The sequence below is a fragment of the Pedobacter sp. AC190 genome, from assembly GCF_979258025.1.
In genome coordinates, this window is sequence record NZ_OZ409824.1 from 3,197,550 (window position 1) to 3,210,059 (window position 12,510).

Genomic DNA, 12,510 nt, shown 5'->3' on the forward strand with positions numbered 1-12,510 from the left:
ATTACAAGCCAATATTTATACCGAAAGATATTACTCTTGGTTGAGGAGCTGAGTAAAAATCTACACCTTGATTGATGTTTGTTGATTGATAATCCGCATTAACCTCAGGATCCCATCCTTTATAACCTGTAATTGTGGCAAGATTCTGTGCAGTAGCAAAGATTCTTAATTTACTCAATTTAAGTTTGCTTAACACTTCTGGTGTAAATGTGTAGCCTAATGTTAACGTTTTTAGGCGAAGGTATTTGCCATCAGACAGGTATCGGGTTGAGTTTCCAACGCCATTTCCGTAACCCAATCGAGGTTCTGGAACTTGTGTAATATCACCTGGTTTATTCCAGTAAGCTATTTGATCAGCCGTTTGGTTGTCATAACCATTTGATGCACTTGCGCTCATGTAAGGACCACCTGAATTATAAATTTTATTTCCGCTAACACCTTGTAAGAATACTCCTAAGTCAAAATTCTTGAAAGAGAATGAATTGTTTATTCCAAATGTGTATTTCGGGTTAGGATTGCCGGCAAAAATCCTCTGCGCTTCGTTAATATCATTAGTTGTACTTCTATCTACATTGCCATCTTCAAGAACAGTATTTTTGTAATAAATCGCATCTCCATTAGCAGGATTTACGCCAGCGTATTCTGGTAGATAAAAAACACCAATTGGCTGGCCAGAAATAGCTGCATTTATTTCATTAGTGTTTAAAACCTGCCCACCTAAATCGGTAATTTTGTTGTTATTAATTGCTGCTGTTATAGCGGTAGACCACTTAAATGCACCAACGAAGTTTTCTGTATTAATACCTAACTCATAGCCGGTATTTGTTAACTTGCCTAAGTTTTGAGTTTTTGTAGAAAAACCTGTAGTTTGAGGAATTGGAACATTTAGTAGTAATTCCGTGGTTTTTTTCTGGTAATAATCAAATGTTGCTGAAATTCTATTTTTTAGAATACCAAAATCTAATCCTAAATCCAACTGAGTCGTTTTTTCCCAGGTTAAGTCAGGATTGGCTATTTGCGATGGGGTTTGGCCTGCTAAACCACCGTAAGCACCTGTGCCACTAAATAAACCACGGGCAGAATAATTTCCAATTTCAGCGTTCCCTGTTAAACCGTAACTCGCTCTTACTTTTAATAGGCTAATGGTTTCGTTGGTTTTTAAGAAATCTTCTTCTGATGCAATCCATGCTAATGAACCCGCTGGGAAGTAACCATATTTGTGATTGGCTCCAAAACGAGACGAACCATCTGCTCGTACGCTAAACCCAACTAAATATCTATTATTGTATTTATAGTTGGCTCTAAAGAAATAAGATAAGAAACTGAATGCTCCTTCGTTACTTGTGGCAGTAACCTTTGTTGCTGCGCTTCCCAATTTTATATAAGAATCACTTGGGAAATCCTGTCCTTCAATAGTACTATACTTAGTGGTAGATTTCTGATAACTCGTACCTAAAACGGCGTCAAAAGAACTTTTCTCACCAAAATTAGTTTTATAACTAAAGAAATTGTTGGTGTTGGCATTAATCACAAAAGTTGAGATATTAACACCATCTCCATTTGAGGTCCCAGTATTTCTAAAAGTTAATGCACCGTAATAAGCTTCTTCATTTTGATTTAAGTTATCAATTGAAAATTCCGACGTAAATTTCAATCCTTTGGCAATATTCACATTTGCAAAAACCTTACCTATTGTGCGGTAAACGGTAGCCTGATAAGATGCATTTTCGATGCCAATAAAAGGATTATAGTAAACTGGATAATTCGATGCTGCTCCAGGTAAAGTTCCGCTAATTAGACCCGAACGCGGGTCAATAAATGGAGTTATTGGAGATAAAGCTACGGCTTGAATTGGATTGGAAAAGGCGTTATCGTTTGATAATCTGTTATTTATGCTGTTTGAGAAGTTTAAATTAACACCTAATTCCAGAAAATCGGTTACCTTGTTCGTTAGATTCAATCTTCCGCTATAACGTTTGTAACTATTTCCAACAATTATACCTTGTTGATCTAACGCCTGACCTCCAATATAGAATTTGGTTTTTTCGTTGCCACCAGTTACGTTTAAATCATATTGCTGTGTTATCGGGTTATCCTGAAAACCAGCTCTTTCCCAATTGGTATTAACCTTGTAAGTTTGATAATCCGTATTTCCAGCAGAGTATCTGGTTAATCTGTTCTCAACAATTGTTTTATAATCTGCTAATGCATCGGCCAATGTCGCATAATCTCCGTTCAAAAAATCCTGATTAGCTGCACCTTCACCAGCTCTGCGAATAATTTGAACATACTGTTCAGCATTCATAAATTCTCTATGATTAGAAGGTGTACTTATGCCGCCTAATGCGCTGAAATTAATTTGACTTTTCCCAACCTTACCTTGTTTGGTGGTAATCAAAACAACACCATTTGATGCCCTTGCACCATAAATTGCTGATGCAGATGCATCTTTTAATACTTCAATTGATTCAATATCATTAGTATTAATATCTGCTAATGCGCTTGTTGGCGCAGATGTACCTGAAAAATCTCCAGATGTAATTGGAATTCCATCTACAATATAAAGAGGCTCACTACCCGCCGTTACAGACGCAGCACCACGTACGCGTACTGTAATGCCTTGCCCAAGTTTACCGTTTTGTGCAGAAATACTAACACCAGCTGCTTTTCCCTGTAAAGCTTGTTCGAATGAAGTAACCGGAAGGTTTTCTAAATCTTTAGCGCTTACGGAAGACTGCGAACCCTTTAAATCACGCTTTGATTGCGTTCCGAATCCTACAACAACTACATCAGATAATGTTGTGTTTTCTTCGACTAAATTTGCATTAAGAGATGAACCTGTAATTGGCATTTCATTAGTTTTAAAACCAAGAAAAGTAAATACCAATACTTTGGCATTCTGTGAAACACTTAATTTATAATCGCCAGTTGTATTTGTTTGTGTACCTGTTGAGGGCGAACCCTTCACGTACACACTTACTCCAGGGAGCGGCTCACCAGTGCCTGAAGTTACCTTTCCGCTAATTATTCTGTCTTGTGCAAAAACAGATGCAATAACGCAAAAGGATAAAAAGAAACTCAAGAGTAGTTTTTTCATCAAATTGTTGGTTTTAGTTAGTAATGGTTGAATTGAATATAACCCTAATGTAACAAAAATATAAACAATAGCCGTGTTGTTTTTACTGTTAGTATGCTTTTTTATCGATTATTTAAACAATAAACATGCTGTGCTGTTACTATTATACAAAATCAATATTCAAAACATATAAATAATTAAAGAGATGGATAAGTTAGAATTAAAAGGAAAATGGAACGAAATAAAAGGTAAAGTAAAACAAGCCTACGGCGATTTAACCGATGATGATTTAAAACACGAAGAAGGGAAGGATGATGAATTATTAGGCAAGCTTCAACAGAAAACTGGCAAAGGTCGCGATGAGCTCGTAAAATGGATTAACTCATTATAGAAAATTTTTAAATTATAAACAGGCAACTACATCATAGTTGCCTGTTTTGTTTTGGTGTAAATTATCCAATTATAGCTCAATTATTTTATTTAGATTTAGGCACATCCCTCAATTATTTTATCCAAATAGAGAAATTGAACCTAAATTTGATATGATTAAGGCATTTAGCTTGCTGTTTTTATACACTAGTTTCTTCACTTTTATAGCTAAAGGAGTAGAAGATGTTAAACCAGGTATCTCATTTTATTATCGCCAACTCGATAATAAGAATGGTTTATCTAATAGCTCAATAAATGCAATTCTTCAAGATAAAGACCAATTACTCTGGATTGGCACCTGGGATGGATTAAACCGTTACGACGGATCTAAATTTAATGTTTACAATCATAACATTGATAAAGCGGAGAACAGCATTGGGAGTAATGTTATCCAATCGATAAAAGAGGATAATAATGGGAATATCTGGATAAATACTGTTGGTGGTATTTCTAGATACAATAAAAGACTGGGCAAATTCAATCGCTACTTCTATCGTAATACGATAACACAAAAAGTAAGAGAAAATGAATACGAGCTCGTTGTAAATTCGAATGGAGATGTTTTTTGTTATTCTGCCGAAGGCCTGTTAAGTAAGTATAACACTAAAAAAGATACGTTCGAATACTACCAGAGATTTAGAACAGAAGACCGTATTGTTAAAATGTGTTTTGCTGAAGATATTCTTTGGTACCTTAACAAAAAAGGACAACTAATTGCCGCTAAAACTAATTCTAATAAGCTTTCTTTTGTTAAAATTTACGAAGGAAGCCATGGAATAAATAATTTTTTTATTGCAAATAATCAGATTATTTACACCTCAAATAATGATACTCATTATAAAATTGGCCCCGATTTTAAAACCCAGCCAATTTCGATAGCGTCAAAAAAAATTAAAACAGTTACCTACTATCAATCCAATTATATAGTAGCGTGGGAAAATCAAGGAATAAGTGTTTACAATAAGGATTTTAAACAAACTTCTTTTCTTGAAAAAGAAACTAAACCTTTAGAAAATTTAAAAGTTACAGCACTCACGGTAGGATGGGATCAGGTTTTGTGGCTGGGAACCGATGGTAATGGCTTGATTCAAATTTATCCGAAAGAAAATTTATTCGGCTTGCTAACGCGGATCAATGGAAATGTAATTAATAAGCCAATACGGGCATTTGCCGAAGAAGGGAACAATTTGTGGGTTGGCACAAAAGGAAATGGCGTATTAATTTTCGATAATTTTTGGAAAGTGCAGAATGAAATCGCTAAACCAAAGAAAATAGATTTAAGCACTGGATTAGAAAACAATTCAGTATTTGCGATAGAGCGAGGAAAAGACCAACTCATTTATATTGGTACGGATGGAAAGGGAATTTCTGTTTACGATCAGAAAACTGCTAAAACCATACATTGGAAAAATATTAAAGGAACAGAAAAGCTCCCTGATTTTAAGTCTGTTTATACTATTGTTCAGGATAAAGACAGCTCGGTTTGGATGGGAACAAGCGGTTTTGGATTGGTGCGCCTAAAGCTTCAAAGAAATACCGACGCTTCAATCTCTGTAAAAAGTTTTAAGCAATATTATTCGTCTTCAACTGAGAAAAACGGACCAGTTAATGATATAATCTATGCTTTGGCTCAAGGGAAAGATGATCGGTTGTGGATTGCCTGCCGATATGGTGGTTTAAGTGTGTTAAACAAAAAAACAGGATTATTTAAAACATACAAAGCTTTTGGCTATGAAGGTAGTTTATCACATAGTGATGTTTTGTCGTTATTTTACGATAAGCAAAACCGTTTATGGATTGGTACGAGTTATGGCTTAAATTATTTAAATTATGCCGAATCGCTTAAGAAAAGTCCAAAATTTATTAAAATAACAATGGATAATGGCTTGCCAAATAATACCATTCATGCCATTCAGGAAGACGGTTCGGGAAATATTTGGTTAAGTACAAATAAAGGTTTAGCCAAGTTAAATCCAACAAATAATACGATTGCAAATTATCAGGAAAGCGATGGTTTGCAAAGTAATGAGTTTAGTGATGGAGCCGTTTTTAAAACGAAGAATAATTACTTGCTTTTCGGAGGTATTTATGGCTTTAATTATTTTATGCCTAAGTATATTACCGAAAATAGCAGGCAATCAAATCTTTTGATTTCTGATTTGCAATTAGGTGGTCGCGAATTTCAGAACAATCAGTATCTAATTATTAAAGCGAAGCAGCAACAAGCAGAAAGTTTCGATTTAGAACGCAAAAGCAACTTTTTTCAGTTTTCTTTTAATGCACTAAATTATTTCAATTCGGCAAAAAATGAGTTTGCGTATAAATTAAAAGGATTAGATCAAAACTGGCGATATACTGGTACTGACGGCAAGATTGCTTATTATAACATTCCGCCAGGCGATTACGACCTGCTGGTTCGATGGAGTAATGGTGAAGGGGTTTGGACAAAAGATATCCCAGCTTTAAAACTCCATGTAAAACAGTATTTCTGGCTTACTTATCCAGCTTATGCATTCTATCTACTTTTATTAATTATCGGTGGCTACGCATTTCACCTTTATAGAAAAAATAAACTGGAGATGAAATTTAAACTCGAAAGAGAATATTTATTTAGGCAAAAGGACGAAGAGGTACATCGCCAGAGAATTAATTTTTTCACTCATATTGCTCATGAAATTCAAACCCCATTAACCCTGATATTAGGTTCGGTACAGCATTTTATGCAAAAGCGTAACATGCTGGATAAGCCTGTCGATAAGAATTATTTTTTATCACTTGTACATCAGCATACGGCTAGATTAACTTACCTGGTACAACAATTATTAGAGTTTAGGAGAGCTGAGGCTGGTTATTTAAAACGAAACGACGATTATTTCGACATTACTAAGCTATTGAATAGTTTAACACAGTTATTTATACCTCTGGCAGAAGAACAAGGGCAGAAATTTACTAGAAATATTCAAAATGGAATAGCTGGTTTTATTGATAAGGATAAATTTGAGAAAGTGCTTTTTAACCTATTATCGAATGCTTTTAAACATGCAGGTAAAGCACAGCAGATTATCTTAACCGTTAATTATAATCAAGAAACTGAAATATTAGAAGCCATTGTAACTAACTCGGGCTGCAAGTTAAAAGAGCAGGATTTAGAAGATATCTTTACCGAATTTCATGTAGGTGAAGAAAATCAGTTTGAGAAGTTTAGTACAGGCATTGGCTTAGCCTTTACCAAAGAATTAATTTCGGTAATGGATGGAGCTATTAATGTTTCACTACAAAAAGAATGGATTACTTTCAGCTTTAAACTAAAACTTAAACAGGTAATAGAGGGCAAAGAAAATGAGGTGATCGCCTCTGCACCTTCATACTTATTCGAATCTATCTTAAAACCATATCAAAACGAAGTTGCAGAATCTACTGAACAAAATAATAAAACGGCCTTAATAGATGATTTGCAGAAAAAGTCAGAATATAATATCCTTATCGTAGAGGATGATGCTGCCTTACGTTTCCTGATCAAAAATATTTTAAAAGATCAATACAATGTTTACGAAGCAGAAGATGGGCTTTCGGCTTTAAAATTCCTCAAAAATAATACGCCAGATATCATCATAAGCGATGTGATGATGCCTGATATGAATGGATTGGAGCTATGCAAACATGTTAAAACAGCACCTGCTACCTGCCATATTCCTTTTATTATGCTTTCTGCAAAAGGTACAGAAGAAAATAAAACCGAAGGTTACGAAACAGGTGCTGATGCTTATATTTCAAAACCTTTCCACATTAATTATTTACAAATGAGGGTGCGTAAGCTTTTGGATTACCGAAACCGCATGAATCATTTAATTAAAGATCGGAATATTAATAACCAATTTGTTGAGGTTGATTTAGAACAAGGCGATAAAGAATTTTTAAATGCTTTAGTAAAAGCGGTGGAAGATAATTTAGCCGAAACTGATTTAGATGCATCAAAATTAGAAGATATTTTGTGCATTAGTAAAATGCAATTGTACCGAAAACTGAAAACTTTAGCTGGTATGACTCCATCTGAATTTATAAAAAGAATAAGGTTAAAACATGCTGCGGTTTTACTGCAAAACTCAAAACTAAATGTTTCCGAAATTTTCTATTTAACTGGTTTTAACAACAAATCTTATTTCTTTAGAGAGTTTAAAAAAATCTATCATCTGGCGCCAAATGAGTATCGGCAAAAGTATCATGAGCCATCAGCAACAACTGAGATAATTTAACTAAAAACCACCTCAAAACTGCTTTTTGTAATGATAGTGAACTAAAATGTAATTATAGTATACTCTTCTTGCGCATTTCCAGGTCTATATTTGTAGTACTAATCAAATATAAATCAAATGAAAAAAAACAGACGTATCTACGCATCGTTGGTTTTCTTGTTTCTAGCCGTTACGGGTTTTACAAGTTATGCGCAAACTAAGGTTACGGGTAAAGTTACTGATGAAACCAATCAGCCTTTGCCAGGAGTAGTAGTAATGCAAACCAATACTCAAAACAAAACCTCTACCGATGGAAGTGGGGTATATGTATTAACCCTTCAGCCAGGTTCGGCTCAAACTTTAACATTTTCTTATATCGGCTATAACGCCACAACCTTATCGCCAGCTGGTGGAAGTTTAAGTATTTCTTTAAAGCCCTCGTCGCAATCTTTAAATGATGTTGTGGTAGTAGGATATACTTCTCAAAAGAAAGCATCTATTACAGGCTCGGTTGCTACCGTTGATATGAATGATTTACAGAAAACCAGAATTGTTGATGTTGCACAAGCATTACAAGGGCAGGTTGCAGGTGTATTTGTAGCTGCAAATACAGGTGCGCCAGGTGATGGAATAAAAATTAGGATTAGAGGCGAGGGAACATTGGGAAACAATGATGTTCTTTATGTAGTAGATGGTGTTCCAACCCGCGACATCTCCTTCTTAAATCAAAGTGATGTAAAATCGATGACGGTTTTAAAGGATGCAGCAGCAGGTGCAATTTATGGTTCAAGAGCGGCAAACGGGGTAGTAATTATAACCACCGTTAATGGTAAAAAAGGCAAGGCTAATATTAATGTAGAATATTTTGCTGGTTTTCATCAGGCAACAAATTTGCCCGAAATGTTAAACGCCGATCAATATTTAACGGTTAAAGACAGAGCCTGGCACAATACCTTGGGGAATGCTGCCAGTGCAATTAGTCCTTATCAGGCAGCAAGAAGTAGAACTGATTTAGCCGATACAGATTGGTTGAATGAATTGTTCGAAACTGGCAAGTCTAAAAATCTGCAGGCATCTGTTAATGGTGGATCTGATGATGTTCAATACCTTATTTCAACAGGTTATTATAAGCAAGATGGAATTGTTGTTCAAAACCACGATGGTTATGAGCGTTTCAATTTCAGATCGAACGTAAATGCAAACGTTACCGATCGCTTTAAAGTAGGAACAAATCTTCAATTGAGCTTTGCCAAACAAGATAAACTGTCATCAAGTGGCGATGTTCCTGGTGTAATTAGACATGCTTTACTCCGTCCTCCAGTTTTAGGAGTTTATAAAAACGTAACTGATCCTACTTATTCTGCATCAAATCCTTTTACCGATTTACCTTTTTATACGGGTAATAACAATGGTTGGGATAAGAACTTTGAATTCAGTTCAAACCCTATAGCTATTGTTAATTTTACCAACGATAAGAGAAAAACGTTTCAAACTTTTGGTAACATATACGCCGAATATGCTTTTTTAAGTGATAAATCACTAACTTTTAGATCAAGTGTTGGTGTAGATATCAGTTTTTCTCACAATAAAAACTTCGCTCAGAATTTTGGCGATGATAACGATAATAATCCCGACGAACTGTACCCAGGAAAAGGTAGAAATAATAAACCTAATAACCTAGATGAAAACAGGGGTGAAGTAATGAATTTTACTTTTACCAATACCTTAAATTATCAAAAAACTTTTGCTCAAAAGCATAACGTAAATTTCTTATTGGGTGCAGAAAATATCTCAAGTAAATCATCAGCAATTGGTGGTAGCCGACAGAATTTTGATAAAAGCTCTTCAGGATTTCAGTATTTAGATTATGGAAGTTTAACTAATATTTACAATTCTGGTTCGGCGAGCGAATTTAAACTGGTTTCGTTTTTTGGAAGTGGTACTTACAATTTCGATAACAAATACTTTGCTACGGCAACATTAAGAGCCGATGGTTCTTCTCGTTTTGGCCCGAGTAATAAATGGGGTTATTTTCCATCTGCATCTGCAGGATGGATGGTTTCTAACGAAAGCTTTATGAAAGACGTTAAGTGGATCTCTGAACTAAAGTTAAGAGGAAGCTGGGGCCAGGCAGGTAATCAGGAAATTCCAAATAACACCTATCAAACATTAGTTTCAGAATCAGGAGGAATTGTAAATGTAGTTAGATATGGTAATCCTGATGTTAAATGGGAAACCACAACGCAAACAAACTTTGGCTTGGATTTAGGCATCCTAAAAAATAAACTTTCATTTACAGCCGATTATTTTATTAAAAAAACAGATGATATCTTGTTAACTGTTGGTTTGCCAGCGGTTTCGGTTGGGGTAATCGATCGTACCTATGTTAATGCAGGCGAGGTTAGCAATAAAGGCTTTGAATTTGGTTTAAACTTCCAAAACCGAGATCACGCCTTCAAATACAATGTTAATGCAAATATTGCTACTTTAACTAATCGGGTTAATAAGCTACAAGAGTTTGTTAAAAACATAAACGATGATCAGACTCATACCAGAACAGCAGTTGGCCAACCTATAAACTCCTATTTTGGTTTGTTGTTCGATGGCATTTACCAAACTCCAGCCGAAGTAACCAGTCATTTATTTTCAAATGCAAATGGTGCTTTACCTGGTGATATTAAATTCAAAGATTTAAACGGTGACGGACAAATTAATGCGGATGACAGAACTTTTATTGGTAACCCAGTCCCAAAATTAACCTACGGTTTTGCTTTTTCGTCATCATTTAAAAAATTCGATTTCTCGTTCTTACTTCAAGGAGTACAAGGTGTAGATCGATATAATGATTTAAAACAGATTATCAACTTCGATAGCCGTCCGTTTAACTCGATGACCTCTGTTCTGGATAGCTGGAATGGCCCTGGAACAAGTAATACGCTACCTCGTTTAACCTTTAATAATAATGGTGGCGGTAATGTATCGAGTGTTTTTGTTGAAGATGCATCGTACTTAAGGTTAAAAAATATTGAAGTGGGCTACACGTTCGATGTGAAAAAAATTGGTGTAAAAAATGTAAGGTTATATGCATCTGGTCAAAACTTATTCACGGTAACAAACTACACAGGTTTAGATCCAGAGTCGACTTCTTTAATAGATAAGGGGACTTATCCACAATCAAAAGCCTTTATCGTTGGTTTAAAAATTAATCTGTAAATCTTTTTTGCAAAAGTATTATGAAAAGAATATTATTTATATGCCTAATGTTTTCTTTGATTACGTTGGCGGGTTGCAAAAAGCAACTTACTACAGAGGCTGTAGGTTTAACAACTCTAGAACAGGTCAATTCTACACCAACTTTAGGTACAGTAGAAAACTCTGTTAATTCGGGTTATCAATTATTATCTAATCGTTTAAATATTCTGGCACAATGGGATTGGGCTGGAGGATTAGTTTTTCAAAATGACCTGGTTATGCAGGATATTGCATCCGATGATATGGAGAAAAAATGGAATCCTGATGGTGACCAACCCTGGATGGATGATGTTAATAATTTCACCTTTACATCTACTAATGGTGGCCCAAATGGCTTATGGAAGTACGATTATGAAGGAATAAAGCGGTTAAATATTGCTATTGAGTTGTTAACTAAATCGGATATAGAAGCCATTACAGGCATTACAACTGCTCGCAAAAATCAACTTCTTGGCGAGGCTTATTTCCTAAGGTCTTATTATTATTTTTCATTGGTAACCAATTTCGGAGATGTTCCATTAATTCTTAAACCTGTAAGCACTTATCAGGAAGCATTTGATGTTGCTGTGAAAGCAGACAAAAACGCAGTTTGGGATAAAATTAAAGCTGATTTAACCGTTTCAAAAGGCTTATTACCGAATGCCAAATATAGTTCGGCTACCGAAAAATGGAGAGCAAATAAAGGTTCAGCTATTGCGCTACTAGCTAAAGCAGCATTATACACAGAAAAATGGGCCGATGTTGTTACAAATGTAAATGAATTACAAGCTTTAGGTTTTTATAGCTTAAACGCTAATTACTTCGATAGCTTTAACCAAGCTAAAGAATTTGCAGAAAACGAAGATATTTTTGTTTACGATCATCAAAGTAATCAGAATCCGTTAAAAGGAAATGGAATTTGTGCACCATTAGGATGGGGTTTCTTTGCACCAAGTACAGATTTTTTAAATGCTTTTGAGGCAAACGATCCCAGAAAATTGTACACGGTTGATGTTCCAAATCAAAATGTAAATAAGTTATTAGGTAGCACAAATGGATCTAATAAAGGAAACGATGATGCTGCAAATAACAAAATCTACATTAGATATGCTGATGTTTTACTTTGGAAAGCCGAGGCTCAAAACGAGTTGGGACAATTCGCTGATGCCGTTGCAATTATTAATCAAATTAGGGCAAGAGCCAGAACCAGTGTAAGTGCAACTGGTTCTTTACCACCAGCAGGTACTTTAGCCGATAGAGCATCATCAACAGATAAAGCAACGATTAAAGATTGGCTAATCTCCGAGCGAAGAGTGGAATTAGGCTTTGAATCACAAAGAATGCTTGATCTTAAACGTTGGAAATTGGCGAAATCAGTAATGACAGCTAAAGGGAAAAACTTCCAGGATAAACATTATTTGTATCCTATTCCACAAGGTGAAGTTGATGCATCTGCAGGAACTTTAAAGCAAAACCCAGGTTACTAATAGCTAGATAATCGTTGTTTGTAAAGATTAATTCTCAAGCAACGATTATCTGCAA

General features: G+C 35.2%; 5 protein-coding genes. 4 read left to right on the plus strand and 1 reads right to left on the minus strand.

The features are described from left to right. Nucleotide 1 precedes the first annotated feature (1 nt). Complete coding sequence (locus tag ACZZZI_RS14080; protein WP_463489744.1) at nt 2-3,097, minus strand: SusC/RagA family TonB-linked outer membrane protein; 3,096 nt, start codon at nt 3,095-3,097, stop codon at nt 2-4. 184 nt (nt 3,098-3,281) lie between these two features. Here ACZZZI_RS14080 and ACZZZI_RS14085 point away from each other — a divergent pair, with 184 nt between their 5' ends. The 4 genes from ACZZZI_RS14085 to ACZZZI_RS14100 all read left to right on the plus strand — a co-directional run bounded on the left by ACZZZI_RS14085 (nt 3,282) and on the right by ACZZZI_RS14100 (nt 12,455). Further along, nucleotides 3,282-3,467 carry a CsbD family protein gene (locus tag ACZZZI_RS14085; RefSeq protein WP_372816899.1) on the plus strand — a complete coding sequence of 62 codons (186 nt, stop codon included), beginning with the start codon at nt 3,282-3,284 and terminating at the stop codon, nt 3,465-3,467. Nucleotides 3,468-3,618: 151 nt separating this feature from the next. Next, nucleotides 3,619-7,758: a hybrid sensor histidine kinase/response regulator transcription factor gene (locus ACZZZI_RS14090; RefSeq protein ID WP_463489745.1), complete on the plus strand. Its 4,140-nt coding sequence runs from the start codon at nt 3,619-3,621 to the stop codon at nt 7,756-7,758. Nucleotides 7,759-7,875: 117 nt separating this feature from the next. Then, the gene (locus ACZZZI_RS14095; protein WP_463489746.1) at nt 7,876-10,950 is read left to right on the plus strand and encodes a SusC/RagA family TonB-linked outer membrane protein; all 3,075 of its coding nucleotides are present in this window, start codon (nt 7,876-7,878) and stop codon (nt 10,948-10,950) included. Nucleotides 10,951-10,970: 20 nt separating this feature from the next. Next, nucleotides 10,971-12,455 (plus strand): RagB/SusD family nutrient uptake outer membrane protein, encoded by a 1,485-nt coding sequence (locus ACZZZI_RS14100; protein WP_316756436.1) that lies wholly within the window; start codon nt 10,971-10,973, stop codon nt 12,453-12,455. Nucleotides 12,456-12,510 lie beyond the last annotated feature (55 nt).

Excerpts from the sequence above, each read along its gene's own strand:
- ACZZZI_RS14085 (WP_372816899.1), top strand. The coding sequence starts at position 3,282 with ATGGATAAGTTAGAATTAAAAGGAAAATGGAACGAAATAAAAGGTAAA.
- ACZZZI_RS14100 (WP_316756436.1), top strand. The coding sequence starts at position 10,971 with ATGAAAAGAATATTATTTATATGCCTAATGTTTTCTTTGATTACGTTG.
- ACZZZI_RS14080 (WP_463489744.1), bottom strand. The coding sequence starts at position 3,097 with ATGAAAAAACTACTCTTGAGTTTCTTTTTATCCTTTTGCGTTATTGCA.
- ACZZZI_RS14095 (WP_463489746.1), top strand. The coding sequence starts at position 7,876 with ATGAAAAAAAACAGACGTATCTACGCATCGTTGGTTTTCTTGTTTCTA.
- ACZZZI_RS14090 (WP_463489745.1), top strand. The coding sequence starts at position 3,619 with ATGATTAAGGCATTTAGCTTGCTGTTTTTATACACTAGTTTCTTCACT.